The sequence below is a fragment of the Pseudomonas sp. 13159349 genome (assembly GCF_013305685.1).
Lineage (GTDB): Bacteria > Pseudomonadota > Gammaproteobacteria > Pseudomonadales > Pseudomonadaceae > Aquipseudomonas > Aquipseudomonas asiatica.
In genome coordinates this window covers 4,197,973-4,213,978 of the sequence record NZ_CP045553.1, presented here as the reverse complement: position 1 = coordinate 4,213,978, position 16,006 = coordinate 4,197,973, and the positions used below count along the sequence as shown (strand labels likewise).

Genomic DNA, 16,006 nt, shown 5'->3' with positions numbered 1-16,006 from the left:
TCTGGCGCGGAGACCGCTCGATGCCTGTCGCACCCAACCCATTGTTGCAAGGCAACGCCATTGCCAACACCTCGCGTCCTGCCGCCGCACAGGCCGACAAGCCGCTGCAGGCGCCGGGCGACAAGGGCGACGGTTTTGGCCAGGTGATGGCCCGGCAGGGCCGCGACAAGGCCGCAGGGCAGGACGACAAGGTCGCTCAGGCCAAGCCCAAGGACAAGCTTGAAGCGGCACAGGGCGGCAAGAAAGGCGCTGCCGACAAACCCGCGGTTGCCGATGACGGCAAACAATTGCCAGCCGACGACCAGGCCCAGGCCGACACCGGCTTGCGCGATGCCAGCCTGGTGGCCGGCCAGGTAACCGACGCCCAGCCTGGCGCTCAGCTGATCCAGGCGCAGGCCGAGGCGGTGGCGCCGGTGTTGCAGGCCGCCGCGGCGCAGGTCACCGCCGAGCTGCCCGAGGAGCCGGCCGCCGAGGAAGCCTTCGATCCCGACGCCGACCCTCTGGCCAACCTGCCGACCTTGCGCCTGGCGCTGGAGCAAAGTGCCCAGGCCAAGGGGGCGACCTCGGCACATGCCCTGGATCCTTCGCAGGCTCAGGGCGAGGAGGGGCAGGCCGCCGTCAATACCTTGGCGAATCTGGTCGAGAATGCCGAGGGTGAAACGGGCGAGCCTGGCGACAAGGCCTTTGCTGCCTTGCTCGAAGATGGCCTGAAGGACACCAAGGGCGCTGGCAGCGATACGCGCATCGACGATTTCGCCAACCGCCTGGCCAGCCTGACCCAGGCCGCGACGGCCAAGACCGCCAATGCCGTGCCGGCCAACGCCAGCCCGTTGCACCAACCGCTGCCGATGAACCAGAACGCTTGGGCCGAGGGCCTGGTCAACCGGGTCATGTACCTGTCCAGCCAGAACCTCAAGTCGGCGGATATCCAGCTGGAGCCAGCGGAACTGGGCCGTCTGGACATTCGCGTCAATGTTGCGACGGACCAGTCGACCCAGGTCACCTTCATCAGCGGCCACGCCGGCGTGCGTGACGCCCTCGACAGCCAGGTGCACCGGCTGCGCGAGCTGTTCGCCCAGCAGGGGCTGGCACAGCCGGATGTCAACGTGGCCGACCAGTCGCGCGGGCAGCAGCAACAGCAGCAGGGGCAGGCGCAGGGCAGCAACCTGTCCGGGGTGGCGGCGCGCCGGGCCGAGCAGGGCGGGGCAGAGGCAGTCGATAGCGCCCGGCCTGTGGAGCAGCAGGTGGTTGTTGGCGACAGTGCGGTCGATTATTACGCCTGATATTTCTTTTTTCCGAACCGGCCTCTTCGCAGCACAAGGCTGCTCCTACAAAGGAATGCGTTCCCTGTAGGAGCAGCCTTGTGCTGCGAAGAGGTCGGTTCAGGCATTCCAGTTCCATTCTGGCATAACACTTGCTCAAGCCAAGCCATCCTCCCTTGAACCCCCGATGGACGACGGATTATTGGCATGGCGAAGAGCGAAGCAGTCAAAGACCCCGCCACTAAAGGCAAACTCAAGCTGATCCTGCTGGCAGTAGTGGGCCTGTTGCTGGCGATCGGCCTTTCGGTGGGCGCTACCTGGTTCATCATGCACAAGAGCGAGCCAGCCCCAGCCGCCGACCCTGCAGCCAGCAACGTCAAGCCAGCGGCCATCTACGAAGCATTGGCCCCGGCCTTCGTGGTCAACTTCAACCAGAACGGTCGCCAGCGCTACATGCAGGTGAGCATCACCCTGCAAGCGCGCAACCAGGCCGACCTGGATGCGCTCAAGGTGCACATGCCGGTCATCCGCAACAACCTGGTGATGATGTTCTCCGGGCAAGGCTTCGACACCCTGGCCGGTAGCCCGGTGGGACAGGAAATGCTGCGCCAGAAGGCCACTGCAGTGGTCCAGGAAGTGGCGCAGAAGGAAGTCGGCAAGCCGGTCGTCGACCAGTTGCTGTTCACCAATTTCGTATTGCAGTAGGAGTCCGCAATGGCCGTACAGGACCTGCTGTCCCAGGATGAAATCGATGCCCTGTTGCATGGCGTCGACGACGGGCTGGTGCAGACCGAGAGTGCATCCGAGCCTGGCAGCATCAAAAGCTACGACCTGACCAGTCAGGACCGTATCGTGCGGGGTCGCATGCCGACCCTGGAAATGATCAACGAGCGCTTCGCCCGTTACACCCGTATCAGCATGTTCAACCTGCTGCGCCGCTCCGCCGACGTGGCGGTGGGTGGCGTGCAGGTGATGAAGTTCGGTGAATACGTGCACTCGCTGTACGTGCCGACCAGCCTCAACCTGGTCAAGATCAAGCCGCTGCGCGGCACTTCGCTGTTCATCCTCGATGCCAAGCTGGTGTTCAAGCTGGTGGACAACTTCTTCGGCGGCGATGGCCGCCATGCCAAGATCGAAGGCCGCGAGTTCACCCCCACTGAATTGCGCGTGGTGCGCATGGTGCTGGACCAGTGCTTCGTCGACCTCAAGGAAGCCTGGCAGGCAATCATGCCGGTCACCTTCGAGTACATGAACTCCGAGGTCAACCCGGCCATGGCCAACATCGTCGGCCCCAGCGAGGCGGTGGTGGTGTCCACCTTCCACATCGAGCTGGACGGCGGTGGCGGCGACCTGCACGTGACCATGCCGTACTCGATGATCGAGCCGGTGCGAGAAATGCTCGACGCCGGTTTCCAGTCCGACCTGGACGACCAGGACGAGCGCTGGGTCAAGGCCCTGCGCGAGGACGTGCTGGACGTGGCCGTGCCGCTGACCGCCACCGTAGCCCGGCGCCAGCTGAAGCTGCGCGACATCCTGCATATGCAGCCTGGCGACGTGATCCCGGTGGAGCTGCCCGAGCACCTGGTGCTGCGTGCCAACGGCGTGCCGTCGTTCAAGGCGCGCCTGGGTTCGCACAAGGGCAACCTGGCGCTGCAGATCATCGACCCGATCGAACGCCGCTGACGGCGTGCCGGTCGCACATAACGAATTGAATGCCTGTCGAGGAAACCATGGCTAACGAAAACGAGATCACCTCCGCAGAGGACCAGGCACTGGCCGATGAATGGGCTGCGGCACTGGAAGAAACCGGTGCAGCCGGCCAGGCCGATATCGATGCACTGCTGGGTGGTGACACCGGAAGCAGCACCGGCGGCGCGGGCCGCCTGCCGATGGAGGAGTTCGCCAGCTCGCCGAAGCCGAACGAAAACGTCAGCCTCGAAGGCCCTAACCTGGACGTGATCCTGGATATCCCGGTGAACATTTCCATGGAAGTGGGCAGCACCGAGATCAACATCCGCAACCTGCTGCAGCTCAACCAGGGCTCGGTGATCGAGCTCGACCGCCTGGCCGGCGAACCGCTTGACGTGCTGGTCAACGGCACGCTGATCGCCCATGGCGAGGTGGTGGTGGTCAACGAGAAGTTCGGCATCCGCCTGACCGACGTGATCAGCCCCAGCGAACGTATCAAGAAGCTGCGCTGAGTGAAGGGCACGATGCGCGCCATCGCGGCGGCTGCCGCGCTGCTCGCCAGCCAGGCTTGCCTGGCAGCGGCCACGCCGGCGGCAACCCCGGCAACCGCGCCTGGCAGCCTCGGTGGGCAGCTGGCGCAGATGGTCTTCGGCCTGCTGCTGGTGGTCGGCCTGATCTTCTTCCTGGCCTGGTTGCTGCGGCGCATGCAAAGCACGGCGGTAAAGGGCGGGCAGGTGATCGAGATCGTCGGCAGCCGGGCCATCGGCCCGCGTGATCGGCTGCTGCTGGTGCAAGTGGGCAAGGAGCAGATCCTGATTGGCCATACCCCTGGCAGCATCGAGGCCCTGCATGTGCTGGCCGAACCCGTGGAAGTGCCTGAAAACGCCCGCCAGGCGACGCCGGAGTTTGCCCAGCGGCTGATGGAGCTGATGGGCAAGGACCCTAAGGACAAGAAGTGATGAGTGGCGCGCTGCGTGTGTTGTTGACTCTGGCGCTGCTGCTGGCTGCGCCGCTGGCCCTGGGTGCCGACCCGCTGTCGATCCCGGCCATTACCCTGTCCAATACCGCGGACGGGCAGCAGGAGTATTCGGTCAGCCTGCAGATCCTGCTGATCATGACAGCGCTCAGCTTCATCCCGGCGTTCGTCATCCTGATGACCAGCTTCACCCGCATCATCATCGTGTTCTCGATCCTGCGTCAGGCCCTGGGCCTGCAGCAGACGCCGTCGAACCAGCTGCTGACCGGCATGGCGCTGTTCCTGACCATGTTCATCATGGCGCCGGTGTTCGACCGGGTGAACCAGGACGCCCTGCAGCCGTACCTGAAGGAGCAGATGACCGCCCAGCAGGCCATCGACAAGGCCCAAGGGCCGCTCAAGGACTTCATGCTGGCACAAACCCGGCAAAGCGACCTCGACCTGTTCATGCGCCTGTCCAAGCGTACCGACATCGCCGGCCCGGACCAGGTGCCGCTGACGATCCTGGTGCCGGCGTTCGTGACATCCGAGCTGAAGACCGCGTTCCAGATCGGTTTCATGATCTTCATCCCGTTCCTGATCATCGACATGGTGGTAGCCAGCGTGCTGATGGCCATGGGTATGATGATGCTGTCGCCGCTGATCATCTCGCTGCCGTTCAAGATCATGCTGTTCGTGCTGGTCGATGGCTGGGCGCTGATCATGGGTACCCTGGCCAGCAGTTTCGGCGGCGTCTGACGCCGTCAAGGAGAGCCGCCGATGACACCTGAAGTCGCTGTCGACCTGTTCCGTGATGCCTTGTGGCTGACCACCCTGATGGTCGCCATACTGGTGGTGCCCAGCCTGCTGGTAGGCCTGGTGGTGGCCATGTTCCAGGCCGCCACCCAGATCAACGAACAGACCTTGAGTTTTCTGCCGCGCCTGCTTGTAATGCTGGTCACGCTGATCATCGCCGGGCCGTGGCTGGTGCAGAAGTTCATGGAGTACTTCACCAGTCTCTATACCAACATTCCTCAGCTGATCGGTTGACGCGCCGATGCTGGAGCTGACCGACACGCAGATCGGCACCTGGGTCGCGACCTTCATCCTGCCGTTGTTCCGGGTGACGGCGGTGCTGATGACCATGCCGATCTTCGGCACCCGTATGCTGCCGGCGCGGGTGCGCCTGTACGTGGCAGTGGCCATCACGGTGGTGATCGTCCCGGCCCTGCCGCCCTTGCCCGAGTTCGACCCGTTGAGCCTGCGCGGCCTGCTGCTGTGTGCCGAGCAGGTCATCGTCGGGGCGTTGTTCGGGTTGTCGTTGCAGTTGCTGTTCCAGGCTTTCGTGATCGCAGGCCAGATCGTCGCGGTGCAGATGGGCATGGCCTTCGCATCGATGGTCGACCCGGCCAACGGCGTCAACGTCGCGGTGATCAGCCAGTTCATGACCATGCTGGTGAGTGTGCTGTTCCTGCTGATGAACGGCCATCTGGTGGCGTTCGAGGTACTGACCGAAAGCTTCACCACCTTGCCGGTAGGCAACGCGCTGGTGGTCAATCAGTTCTGGGAGCTGGCGGGGCGCCTGGGTTGGGTGTTCGGTGCCGGCCTGCTGCTGATCCTGCCGGCTATCGCCGCGCTGCTGGTGGTGAACATCGCTTTTGGCGTAATGACGCGTGCCGCGCCGCAGTTGAACATTTTCTCCATCGGTTTTCCGCTGACCCTGGTCATGGGCATGTTCATTTTCTGGGTCGGCCTGGCCGACATACTTTCCCATTACCAGGCATTGGCCAGCGAAGCGCTGCAATGGCTGCGTGATCTGGCAAGGGCGCGCTGAGCATGGCGGAAAGCGAAAGCGGTCAGGACAAGACAGAAGAACCCACCGACAAGCGCAAGCGCGATGCCCGCGAGAAAGGCGAGATCGCGCGTTCCAAGGAGCTGAACACGGTGGCGGTGACCTTGGCCGGCGCCGGTGGCCTGCTGGCGTTCGGCGGCCACCTGGCCGAGACACTGCTGGCGATCATGCGCATGAACTTCAGCCTGACCCGCGACTTCATCGTCGATGAGCGCGCCATGGGTGCCTTCCTGCTGGCCTCAGGCAAGATGGCCATCTGGGCGGTGCAGCCGATCTTGATCCTGTTGTTCGTGATTTCCTTCGTCGCGCCGATAGTCCTGGGCGGTTTCCTGTTTTCCGGTAGCCTGCTGCAGCCGAAATTCAGCCGCATGAATCCCCTGTCGGGGATCAAGCGCATGTTCTCGATGAACGCCTTGACCGAGCTATTGAAGGCGCTCGCCAAGTTTTTCGTGATCCTGGTCGTGGCGGTGGTGGTGCTGGTCAACGACCGCCAGGCGCTGCTTGCGATCGCCAATGAGCCGTTGGAGCAGGCGATCATCCATAGCCTGCAGGTGGTGGGCTGGAGTGCGTTGTGGATGTCGGCCGGGCTGCTGTTGATTGCGGCGGCGGACGTGCCGTTCCAGCTGTGGCAGACGCACAACAAGCTGAAGATGACCAAGCAGGAAATCAAGGACGAATACAAGGACAGCGAAGGCAAGCCCGAGGTCAAGCAGCGTATTCGCCAGCTTCAGCGTGAGGCTTCGCAGCGGCGCATGATGGCGGCTGTCCCCGAAGCCGACGTGATCATCACCAACCCGACGCATTATGCGGTGGCCTTGCAATACGACCCTGAGAAAGGCGGGGCAGCGCCGTTGCTGCTGGCCAAGGGGACGGATTTCATTGCCCTTAAGATTCGCGAGATTGGGGTGGAGCACAAGGTCCAGATCCTCGAATCGCCGGCGTTGGCGCGGGCGATCTACTACTCCACCGAGCTCGAGCAGGAAATCCCTGCCGGGCTTTACCTGGCGGTGGCGCAGGTGCTGGCCTATGTGTTCCAGATCCGCCAGTACAGGGCTGGCAAGGGCAAGCGGCCAGAGCCGCTGAAGGACGACCTGCCGATTCCGCCGGACCTGCGTCGCGACAGTTGATGTGTTTGTCGGTGGTTTTTCGGCGCCTGTGAGATCGAGCGCCGCCCACGCGGCGCTTCGCGGGGCAAGCCCGCTCCCACATTTGTTGCAACGAGCCAAACCTGTCAGGCCATGGTTGCCTGCCTTGGTGGGATGACTGGATTTCTGAGTTGGCATTGCTGCTGCATCACCTATCTCAAGCCCTGCCCCCCCCCCGGCTGACAACACCTCTCCCACAGGCATGGCCACGTTGCAACAAATGTGGGAGCGGGCTTGTCCCGCGAAGCGCCGCGCGGGCGGCGCTCGATTTCATAGGCGCAGAAAGCGTCAAGGCGAACACCCGCGAAGCGCCGCGCGGGCGGCGCTCGATCTCGCAGGCGATAAAACCCTCAGGGTGAACACCATCGAGCAAAGTTGGAAAGCTTCTTGCAATGCCAGCGCCAGGCGCCCCCTGTGCGTCAAAGTTTTGCATCAAGAGGACTCGCGGTGGATCGCACTCAGTTAATCAGCAACGCCCGTAACAACCTGGCCGGGCTCGGTCGGGGCAACCTGGGTGTGCCGCTGTTGCTGCTGGTGATGTTGGCAATGATGATGTTGCCGATACCGCCGTTCCTGCTCGATGTGTTCTTCACTTTCAACATCGCCCTGTCGATCGTGGTCCTGCTGGTCTGCGTCTACGCCCTGCGCCCGCTCGACTTCGCCGCGTTCCCCACCATCCTGCTGGTGGCCACACTGTTGCGCCTGGCCCTGAACGTGGCCTCCACCCGGGTTGTGATGCTGCATGGCCAGGAGGGGCACGGCGCCGCCGGCAAGGTGATCCAGGCCTTCGGCGAGGTGGTGATCGGCGGTAACTACGTGGTCGGTGCCGTGGTGTTCGCCATCCTCATGATCATCAACTTCGTGGTGGTGACCAAGGGTGCCGGGCGTATCTCGGAAGTGAGCGCGCGTTTCACCCTCGACGCCATGCCCGGCAAGCAGATGGCCATCGACGCCGACCTCAACGCCGGCCTGATCGACCAGGCCCAGGCCAAGCACCGTCGTGCCGAAGTGGCGCAGGAGGCGGAGTTCTACGGTTCGATGGACGGTGCCAGCAAGTTCGTTCGCGGTGACGCCATCGCCGGCCTGCTGATCCTGTTCATCAACCTGATCGGCGGCATGCTGATCGGCATGCTGCAGCACGGCATGAGCTTTGGCGATGCCGGCAAGGTGTACGCCTTGCTGACCATCGGTGACGGTTTGGTGGCGCAATTGCCATCACTGCTGCTGTCGACCGCTGCCGCGATCATGGTTACCCGCGCCTCGGGCTCCGAGGACATGGGCAAGCTGATCAACCGGCAGATGTTCGATTCGCCCAAGGCCCTGGCGGTGTCCGGCGCGCTGATGATCGTCATGGGCCTGGTGCCGGGCATGCCGCACGTGGCCTTCCTCAGCCTTGGCCTGCTGGCCGGGGGTGGCGCGTATCTGGTGTGGAAGAAACAGCAGAAGGCCAAAGCGCAGGCGCTGCAGGAAGCGCAGCGCCAGCAGGACCTGCTGCCATCGCCACAACGCGCGCTGGAAACCAAGGAGCTGGGCTGGGACGACGTCACGCCGATCGACATGATTGGCCTGGAGGTCGGCTACCGGCTGATCCCGCTGGTCGATCGCAACCAGGGTGGCCAGTTGCTGGCGCGGATCAAGGGTGTGCGCAAGAAGCTGTCGCAAGACCTGGGCTTCCTCATGCCCACCGTGCACATCCGCGACAACCTTGACCTGCAGCCCAGCGCCTATCGCCTGACCCTGATGGGGGTGATCCTGGCCGAAGCCGAGATCTACCCGGATCGCGAATTGGCAATCAACCCGGGGCAGGTGTTCGGTACCCTCAACGGCATTGCCGCGCGTGACCCGGCGTTTGGCCTTGAAGCTGTGTGGATCGATGTCGGCCAGCGCTCCCAGGCGCAGTCGCTGGGCTACACAGTGGTCGACGCCAGTACCGTGGTGGCCACCCACCTGAACCAGATTCTGCAGAAGCACTGCCACGAGCTGATCGGCCATGAAGAGGTCCAGCAACTGCTGCAGGTGTTGGCCAAGGCATCGCCTAAACTTGCAGAAGAGTTGGTGCCGGGTGTCATTTCGTTGTCGGGCCTGCTCAAGGTGCTGCAGGCGCTGTTATCGGAACAGGTACCCGTACGCGATATCCGCAGTATCGCCGAGGCGATCGCGAACAACGCCGGCAAGAGTCAAGATACCGCCGCGCTGGTGGCGGCGGTGCGCGTCGGATTGTGTCGCGCCATCGTGCAAAGCATTGTCGGCGTTGAGTCGGAGCTGCCAGTGATTACCCTGGAGCCAAGGTTGGAACAGATTTTGCTCAATAGTCTGCAAAGGGCCGGGCAAGGTCAGGAAGACGGTGTTCTTCTGGAGCCGAGCATGGCCGAGAAGCTGCAGCGTTCGCTGATCGAGGCGGCCCAGCGCCAGGAAATGCAGGGCCAGCCGGCCATCCTCCTGGTCGCCGGCCCGATCCGCGCCATGCTGTCGCGTTTCGGCCGCCTGGCTGTACCGAATTTGCATGTTCTGGCGTATCAGGAAATACCGGACAACAAGCAAGTCACCATCATTGCCACCGTGGGCCCTAACGGCTGAGGTAGGGGATAATGCAAGTTAAGCGATTTTTCGCCGCCGATATGCGTCAGGCCATGAAACTGGTCCGTGATGAGCTGGGCGCCGATGCCGCCATCATCGGCAACCGTCGCATCGCCGGCGGTGTCGAGCTGACGGCCGCGCTGGACTACAAGCTGTCCGCCCTGGCCCCCCGTGTGCCCAACGCCGAACTGGAAGAAGAGCTGCGCAAGACCCATACGCGCATCGCCACTGCCCAGGCCGAGCTGGGCCACCGCCAGGATAGCAGCGACAACAACCGCCAATTGTTCGCCGGGCAGTCGCTGACCGCCGCCGAGCCGTTGATCGAACCGCATGTCGATGTTCCCGAGGCTGCTGCAGCGCCTGCGTCGGCGCCGGTCGACCCGCGCCTGTTCGATGCCATGCGCTCCGAGCTGTCGGGCCTGCGCGAGCTGCTGGAAGTGCAGCTCGGCTCGCTGGCCTGGAACCAGCTGCAAGGCAGCAAGCCGCAGCAGGCCACCGTCTGGCGCCGGCTGCAGCGTATCGGCCTGTCCGGGCCGATCGCCCGTGAGCTGCTGGACCTGACTGCCGAGATCGACGAGCCACGCCAGGCCTGGCGCATGTTGCTTGCGCATCTGGCGCGGATGATCGAAATCCCCGAGGTCGAGCCGATCGAAGAGGGTGGGGTGATTGCCATGGTCGGCCCGGCCGGCATGGGCAAGACCACCACCCTGGCCAAGCTGGCCGCCCGCTACGTGCTCAAGTACGGCGCGCAGAACCTGGCGCTGGTGAGCATGGACAGCTTCCGCATTGGCGCCCAGGAGCAGCTCAAGACCCTGGGCCGCATCCTCAACGTGCCGGTGACCTACGTCGACCCGGGCCAGTCGCTTGCTGCGGCGCTGGAGCCGCTGCTGCGCAAGCGCGTGGTGCTGATCGATACCGCCGGCCTGCAGGCCAGCGACCCGGCCCTGCGCATGCAACTGGATACCCTGGCCGGGCGTGGCATTGCCGCGAAGAACTACCTGGTGCTGGCCACCACCAGCCAGAAGCAGGTGCTGACCGCCGCCTACCACAGCTACAAGCGCTGCGGCCTGGCCGGTTGCATCCTGACCAAACTCGATGAAACGGCGAGCCTTGGCGATGTGCTGAGCCTTGCCATCAGTCATGAACTGCCAGTGGCCTACCTGACCGACGGGCCGCGCATTCCTGACGACCTGCACCTGCCTCGGGGGCACCAGTTGGTCTCCCGCGCGGTCAATGTGCAGCAGCAGGACGAGCCCAGCGAAGAGGCCATGGCCGATATGTTCGCTGATCTCTATCACAACCCACGGCGAGCGGGTTGATGATGAAATGTGTGCAAGGTAGCTATGCCAAGGGGTACGCAGAATTGCCCTACGTGTGGCCTGAGTCCCAGCGAGACAAGGTAAAGAACAGACATGGGTAGCATGCATCCCGTACAGGTGATCGCCGTGACCGGTGGCAAAGGTGGCGTCGGCAAGACTAACGTTTCAGTGAACCTGTCCCTGGCGCTGGCCGAGCTTGGCCGCAGGGTCATGCTGCTCGACGCCGACCTGGGCCTGGCCAATGTCGACGTGCTGCTGGGCCTTACCCCCAAGCGGACCCTGGCCGATGTCATCGAAGGGCGCTGCGAGCTGCGCGACGTGATGTTGCAGGGCCCCGGTGGTGTGCGCATCGTGCCGGCTGCCTCGGGCACGCAGAGCATGGTGCACCTGGCCCCGGCCCAGCATGCCGGGCTGATCCAGGCGTTCAGCGAAATCGGCGACAACCTCGACGTGCTGGTGATCGACACTGCGGCCGGTATCGGTGATTCGGTGGTCAGCTTCGTCCGCGCCGCCCAGGAAGTGCTGCTGGTGGTATGCGATGAACCCACCTCGATCACCGATGCCTACGCCCTGATCAAGCTGCTCAATCGCGACTACGGCATGAACCGTTTCCGCGTGCTGGCCAACATGGCGCAGAGCCCGCAGGAAGGCCGTAACCTGTTCGCCAAGCTGACCAAGGTCACCGACCGTTTCCTCGACGTTGCCCTGCAGTATGTGGGCGCTGTGCCGTATGACGAGTGTGTGCGCAAGGCGGTGCAGAAGCAGCGTGCCGTGTACGAAGCCTTCCCACGCTCCAAATGCGCGCTGGCCTTCAAGGCGATAGCCCAGAAGGTCGACAGCTGGCCGCTGCCGGCCAACCCGCGTGGCCATCTGGAGTTCTTTGTCGAGCGTCTGGTGCAACCCACCAGCGCGGGTCCAGTGCTATGAACGCCAGCGGTTTCAAGATGTACAGCCGAGCGTCGAAAGACGCCCAGTACGAGCTGATCGAACGCTACGCCCCGCTGGTCAAGCGCATCGCCTACCACCTGCTGGCGCGGCTGCCGGCCAACGTGCAGGTCGAGGACCTGATCCAGGCCGGCATGATCGGCCTGCTGGAAGTGGCCAACAAGTACGACGCCAGCAAGGGCGCCAGCTTTGAAACCTACGCCGGCATCCGCATCCGCGGGGCCATGCTGGACGAAGTGCGCAAGGGCGACTGGGCACCGCGTTCGGTGCACCGCAACACCCGCATGGTCAGCGACGCGATGCGTGCGGTTGAAGCCAGAACCGGCCGTGACGCTAAAGATCATGAAGTTGCTGCCGAACTCCAATTGAGTCTCGATGATTACTACGGGATCTTGAACGATACCCTGGGCAGCCGCCTGTTCAGCTTCGACGACCTGTTGCAGGACGGCGAGCACGAAGGGCTGCATGAGGATGGCGCCAGTGGCCAGGTAGAACCTGCGCGCGGCCTGGAGGACGAGCGCTTCCAGGCCGCCCTGACCGAGGCCATCTCCAACCTGCCGGAGCGTGAGCGCCTGGTGCTGGCGCTGTACTACGACGAAGAGCTGAACCTCAAGGAAATCGGTGAGGTGCTGGGGGTCAGCGAGTCGCGGGTCAGCCAGTTGCACAGCCAGTGTGCCGCGCGCCTGCGCAGCCGCCTGGGGGAATGGCGGGCGCGTTGAGCCCGCTGTCGTTGCAGTCGTTTTCTACGTTGTACCGAATTGTGAATGCGCGCTCGGGGCCGAGCGCGTTTGAGACTGCTTGGAGGTCTACTTGAACAAAGACATGAAAATCCTCATCGTTGACGACTTTTCGACGATGCGGCGGATCATCAAGAACCTGTTGCGTGACCTGGGCTTCACCAACACCGAAGAAGCCGATGACGGCACCACGGCGCTGCCGATGCTGGAGAACGGCCACTACGACTTCCTGGTGACCGACTGGAACATGCCTGGCATGTCCGGCATCGACCTGCTGCGCAAGGTGCGTGCCCACGATCGCCTGAAAACCATGCCGGTGCTGATGGTGACCGCCGAAGCCAAGCGCGACCAGATCATCGAAGCGGCCCAGGCCGGCGTCAATGGCTACGTGGTCAAGCCGTTCACCGCCCAGGTGCTCAAAGAAAAGATCGAGAAGATCTTCGAACGCGTCAACGGCTGAGTCACGTCAGGGGGCGCGCCATGGATTCATCACAAACGTCTTTGGGCGAGTTCGAATCGACCCTGAAGAAGCATGCCCAGGAGCTGGTCGAAAGCCTGGAGCGGGGCCGTTTCGGCGAGGCGGTGCAGCTGATTCACGAGCTAAACCAGACCCGCGACCGCGGCCTGTACCAGGAAGTCGGCAAGCTGACCCGCGAGCTGCACAGTGCCATTGTCAGTTTCCAGATCGACCCGACCATGCCGCAGGCCGAGGAGGTGTCGCAGATAACCGACGCCACCGAGCGCCTGTCGTACGTCGTCAGGCTCACCGAGGGCGCGGCCAATCGCACCATGGACCTGGTCGAGGAAAGCACCCCGGTGCTCAACGACCTGGCCAGCGAGGCCCAGGCACTGAGCACCGACTGGCAGCGTTTCATGCGCCGCGAAGTGGCTGCGCCGGAGTTCCGTGACCTGGTCAAGCGCGTCGACAGTTTCCTGACGCACAGCGCCGAAGGTAACCGCAAGGTCGCCGGCCACCTCAACGACATTCTGCTGGCCCAGGACTATCAGGACCTGACCGGCCAGGTGATCAAGCGCGTCACCACGTTGGTCACCGAGGTGGAAAGCAACCTGCTCAAACTGGTGCTGATGGCCAGCCAGGTCGACCGCTTTGCGGGCATCCAGCATGACCACGATCAACTGCGTGCAGAAAAAGATCGAGAAAAACATCCGACTCGGGGTGAAGGTCCGCAGATTCATGCCGATAAGCGTGAAGACGTCGTGTCCGGTCAGGACGATGTCGATGATCTGCTGTCCAGCCTGGGTTTTTAAGGAGCACGTTTGATGAGCTTCGGCGCCGATGAAGAAATCCTCCAGGATTTCCTGGTAGAAGCCGGCGAAATTCTTGAGCAACTGTCCGAGCAACTGGTCGAGCTGGAAAGCCGGCCCGACGATGCCGACCTGCTCAATGCGATCTTTCGCGGTTTCCACACTGTAAAAGGGGGCGCCGGCTTCCTTCAGCTGAACGAGCTGGTGGAGTGCTGCCATATCGCCGAGAACGTGTTCGACGTCCTGCGCAAAGGTGAGCGCCGGGTCGACGCGGAACTGATGGATGTGGTGCTCGAGGCACTGGACACGGTCAACAGCATGTTTGGCCAGGTGCGCGAGCGCGCCGAAGTGACCCCGGCTACCCCCGAGCTTTTGGCGGCGCTGTCGCGCCTGGCCGAGCCGGGGGGCGCCGTGGCCGTTGAAGCGCCTGCCGCCGCGGCACCGGCACCGGTTGCCGAAGCGCCTGCCGAGGAGCAGGACATCACCGACAGCGAGTTCGAACAGCTGCTCGATTCGCTCGATGCGGTCAAGGCGCAAGCTGCGGCCGACGAGCAGATGCAGGGCGAGACCGTGAGCGGTGAAGGTGACGAAATCACCGACGCCGAGTTCGAGTCGCTGCTCGACCAGTTGCACGGCAAAGGCCAGTTCAGCGCCGAAGTTGCCGCGCAGCCGGTTGCCGGCGCGCCGGAACCGGCCAGCGACGAAATTACCGACGCCGAATTCGAATCGCTGCTGGACCAGTTGCATGGCAAGGGCACCTTCCAGGCCGATGCCTTGCCCGCTGCCAAGGCGCTGGCGCCTGCTGCAACTGACACCAGTGCAGCCAGCGATGAAATCAGCGAGCACGAGTTCGAGGCGCTGCTGGACCAGTTGCACGGCAAAGGCAAGTTCGGCGGCGACGTGGCCGCCGTCGAAGCCCCGGCTGCAACCAAGGTGCAAGCGCCAGCTGCGGCCAAGGCCGACAGCCAGCCTGTGGCCAAGCCAGCAGCAGCTACTACTCCGGCACCGGCGCCGGCGCCTGCCAGCAAACCTGCCGCAGCACCCCGCGCCCCGGCCCCGGCCGCCGACAAGCATGGCGCCAGCGAAGCGGAAACCACCGTGCGGGTCGATACCGCGCGCCTGGACGAGATCATGAACATGGTCGGCGAGCTGGTGCTGGTGCGTAACCGTCTGGTGCGCCTGGGCCTTAACAGCGGTGACGAGGCCATGTCCAAGGCCGTGTCCAACCTCGACGTGGTTACCGCCGACCTGCAGACCGCGGTGATGAAAACCCGCATGCAGCCGATCAAGAAAGTCTTCGGCCGCTTCCCGCGCCTGGTGCGTGACCTGGCCCGCCAGCTCAAGAAAGAAATCAACCTGGAGCTGGTCGGCGAAGAGACCGACCTCGACAAGAACCTGGTCGAGGCCCTGGCCGACCCGTTGGTGCACCTGGTGCGCAACGCCGTCGACCATGGCGTGGAGATGCCCGAGGAGCGTGAAGCCTCCGGCAAGGCGCGTACCGGCCGCGTGGTGCTGTCGGCCGAGCAGGAAGGCGACCACATCCTGCTGTCGATCTCCGACGACGGCAAGGGCATGGACCCCAACATCCTGCGCGCCAAGGCCGTGGAAAAGGGCCTGATGGACAAGGATGCCGCCGATCGCCTGAGCGAGTCGGACTGCTACAACCTGATCTTCGCCCCAGGCTTCTCGACCAAGACCGAGATTTCCGACGTGTCCGGCCGCGGTGTGGGCATGGACGTGGTGAAGACCAAGATCTCCCAGCTCAACGGCTCGATCAACATCTTCTCGGCCAAGGGCCAGGGTTCGAAGATCGTCATCAAGGTGCCGCTGACCCTGGCGATCATGCCCACCTTGATGGTGATGCTGGGCAACCAGGCGTTTGCCTTCCCGCTGGTCAACGTCAACGAGATCTTCCACCTCGACCTGTCGCGCACCAACGTGGTCGACGGCCAGGAAGTGGTGATCGTACGCGACAAGGCGCTGCCGTTGTTCTACCTCAAGCGCTGGCTGGTCCAGGGCCAGGTGCACGAAGAGCAGCACGAGGGCCACGTGGTGATCCTGTCGGTCGGCACCCAGCGCATCGGCTTTGTCGTCGATCAACTGGTTGGCCAGGAAGAAGTGGTAATCAAGCCGCTGGGCAAGATGCTGCAGGGCACCCCGGGCATGTCCGGGGCCACCATCACCGGCGACGGTCGCATCGCGTTGATTCTCGACGTCCCGAGCATGCTCAAGCGTTACGCCGCGCGGCGTATTTGATTT

The 16,006-nt window shown here is 63.6% G+C and carries 16 protein-coding genes; all 16 read left to right on the top strand.

Translation table 11 applies throughout. The annotated features are described in order from the left end of the window. Positions 1-20: 20 nt before the first annotated feature. The 16 genes from GEV38_RS19445 (at position 21) to GEV38_RS19370 (ending at position 16,003) form a co-directional block, all read left to right on the top strand. The gene (locus tag GEV38_RS19445) at positions 21-1,283 is read left to right on the top strand and encodes a flagellar hook-length control protein FliK (protein ID WP_054573883.1); all 1,263 of its coding nucleotides are present in this window, start codon (positions 21-23) and stop codon (positions 1,281-1,283) included. A gap of 186 nt (positions 1,284-1,469) precedes the next feature. Beyond that, the gene (gene fliL, locus GEV38_RS19440) at positions 1,470-1,967 is read left to right on the top strand and encodes a flagellar basal body-associated protein FliL (RefSeq protein ID WP_015271211.1); all 498 of its coding nucleotides are present in this window, start codon (positions 1,470-1,472) and stop codon (positions 1,965-1,967) included. A 9-nt stretch (positions 1,968-1,976) separates the two neighbouring features. Then, a complete protein-coding gene (gene fliM, locus GEV38_RS19435; RefSeq protein ID WP_013973595.1) occupies positions 1,977-2,945 on the top strand; it encodes a flagellar motor switch protein FliM in 969 nt (322 codons plus the stop codon). A gap of 47 nt (positions 2,946-2,992) precedes the next feature. Then, a complete protein-coding gene (gene fliN, locus GEV38_RS19430) occupies positions 2,993-3,463 on the top strand; it encodes a flagellar motor switch protein FliN (RefSeq protein ID WP_003257291.1) in 471 nt (156 codons plus the stop codon). A gap of 12 nt (positions 3,464-3,475) precedes the next feature. Further along, entirely contained in the window at positions 3,476-3,910 is a 435-nt protein-coding gene (gene fliO / locus GEV38_RS19425; protein WP_043936227.1) for a flagellar biosynthetic protein FliO, read from the top strand. Further along, the gene (gene fliP, locus GEV38_RS19420) at positions 3,910-4,665 is read left to right on the top strand and encodes a flagellar type III secretion system pore protein FliP (RefSeq protein WP_003257293.1); all 756 of its coding nucleotides are present in this window, start codon (positions 3,910-3,912) and stop codon (positions 4,663-4,665) included. Before fliO ends, fliP begins: the two co-directional genes overlap by 1 nt. A 21-nt stretch (positions 4,666-4,686) precedes the next feature. After that, positions 4,687-4,956: a flagellar biosynthesis protein FliQ gene (gene fliQ / locus GEV38_RS19415; protein ID WP_003257294.1), complete on the top strand. Its 270-nt coding sequence runs from the start codon at positions 4,687-4,689 to the stop codon at positions 4,954-4,956. Between the two features lie 7 nt (positions 4,957-4,963). Continuing rightward, positions 4,964-5,740, top strand: a complete 777-nt coding sequence (gene fliR / locus GEV38_RS19410; RefSeq protein ID WP_015271209.1) for a flagellar biosynthetic protein FliR — start codon at positions 4,964-4,966, stop codon at positions 5,738-5,740. A gap of 2 nt (positions 5,741-5,742) precedes the next feature. Further along, positions 5,743-6,885, top strand: coding sequence for a flagellar biosynthesis protein FlhB (flhB, locus tag GEV38_RS19405; protein WP_015271208.1), 1,143 nt, complete (start codon positions 5,743-5,745; stop codon positions 6,883-6,885). Positions 6,886-7,350: 465 nt separating this feature from the next. Continuing rightward, positions 7,351-9,480 (top strand): flagellar biosynthesis protein FlhA, encoded by a 2,130-nt coding sequence (gene flhA / locus GEV38_RS19400; RefSeq protein WP_015271207.1) that lies wholly within the window; start codon positions 7,351-7,353, stop codon positions 9,478-9,480. Between the two features lie 11 nt (positions 9,481-9,491). After that, entirely contained in the window at positions 9,492-10,799 is a 1,308-nt protein-coding gene (gene flhF / locus GEV38_RS19395) for a flagellar biosynthesis protein FlhF (RefSeq protein ID WP_015271206.1), read from the top strand. A 93-nt stretch (positions 10,800-10,892) separates the two neighbouring features. After that, complete coding sequence (fleN, locus tag GEV38_RS19390) at positions 10,893-11,726, top strand: flagellar synthesis regulator FleN (RefSeq protein WP_003254408.1); 834 nt, start codon at positions 10,893-10,895, stop codon at positions 11,724-11,726. Then, a complete protein-coding gene (gene fliA / locus GEV38_RS19385) occupies positions 11,723-12,463 on the top strand; it encodes an RNA polymerase sigma factor FliA (RefSeq protein ID WP_003257298.1) in 741 nt (246 codons plus the stop codon). Before fleN ends, fliA begins: the two co-directional genes overlap by 4 nt. 103 nt (positions 12,464-12,566) lie before the next feature. Next, positions 12,567-12,941 carry a chemotaxis response regulator CheY gene (locus tag GEV38_RS19380; RefSeq protein ID WP_161551427.1) on the top strand — a complete coding sequence of 125 codons (375 nt, stop codon included), beginning with the start codon at positions 12,567-12,569 and terminating at the stop codon, positions 12,939-12,941. 20 nt (positions 12,942-12,961) lie between these two features. Then, entirely contained in the window at positions 12,962-13,750 is a 789-nt protein-coding gene (locus GEV38_RS19375) for a protein phosphatase CheZ (protein WP_015271204.1), read from the top strand. A 12-nt stretch (positions 13,751-13,762) separates the two neighbouring features. Then, a complete protein-coding gene (locus tag GEV38_RS19370; protein WP_054573506.1) occupies positions 13,763-16,003 on the top strand; it encodes a chemotaxis protein CheA in 2,241 nt (746 codons plus the stop codon). Positions 16,004-16,006 lie beyond the last annotated feature (3 nt).

What these genes read in the sequence shown, in the direction of transcription:
- GEV38_RS19445 (WP_054573883.1), top strand. Translation starts at nt 21, where the DNA reads ATGCCTGTCGCACCCAACCCATTGTTGCAAGGCAACGCCATTGCCAAC.
- fliL (WP_015271211.1), top strand. Translation starts at nt 1,470, where the DNA reads ATGGCGAAGAGCGAAGCAGTCAAAGACCCCGCCACTAAAGGCAAACTC.
- fliM (WP_013973595.1), top strand. Translation starts at nt 1,977, where the DNA reads ATGGCCGTACAGGACCTGCTGTCCCAGGATGAAATCGATGCCCTGTTG.
- fliN (WP_003257291.1), top strand. Translation starts at nt 2,993, where the DNA reads ATGGCTAACGAAAACGAGATCACCTCCGCAGAGGACCAGGCACTGGCC.
- fliO (WP_043936227.1), top strand. Translation starts at nt 3,476, where the DNA reads ATGCGCGCCATCGCGGCGGCTGCCGCGCTGCTCGCCAGCCAGGCTTGC.
- fliP (WP_003257293.1), top strand. Translation starts at nt 3,910, where the DNA reads ATGAGTGGCGCGCTGCGTGTGTTGTTGACTCTGGCGCTGCTGCTGGCT.
- fliQ (WP_003257294.1), top strand. Translation starts at nt 4,687, where the DNA reads ATGACACCTGAAGTCGCTGTCGACCTGTTCCGTGATGCCTTGTGGCTG.
- fliR (WP_015271209.1), top strand. Translation starts at nt 4,964, where the DNA reads ATGCTGGAGCTGACCGACACGCAGATCGGCACCTGGGTCGCGACCTTC.
- flhB (WP_015271208.1), top strand. Translation starts at nt 5,743, where the DNA reads ATGGCGGAAAGCGAAAGCGGTCAGGACAAGACAGAAGAACCCACCGAC.
- flhF (WP_015271206.1), top strand. Translation starts at nt 9,492, where the DNA reads ATGCAAGTTAAGCGATTTTTCGCCGCCGATATGCGTCAGGCCATGAAA.
- fleN (WP_003254408.1), top strand. Translation starts at nt 10,893, where the DNA reads ATGGGTAGCATGCATCCCGTACAGGTGATCGCCGTGACCGGTGGCAAA.
- fliA (WP_003257298.1), top strand. Translation starts at nt 11,723, where the DNA reads ATGAACGCCAGCGGTTTCAAGATGTACAGCCGAGCGTCGAAAGACGCC.
- GEV38_RS19380 (WP_161551427.1), top strand. Translation starts at nt 12,567, where the DNA reads ATGAAAATCCTCATCGTTGACGACTTTTCGACGATGCGGCGGATCATC.
- GEV38_RS19375 (WP_015271204.1), top strand. Translation starts at nt 12,962, where the DNA reads ATGGATTCATCACAAACGTCTTTGGGCGAGTTCGAATCGACCCTGAAG.
- GEV38_RS19370 (WP_054573506.1), top strand. Translation starts at nt 13,763, where the DNA reads ATGAGCTTCGGCGCCGATGAAGAAATCCTCCAGGATTTCCTGGTAGAA.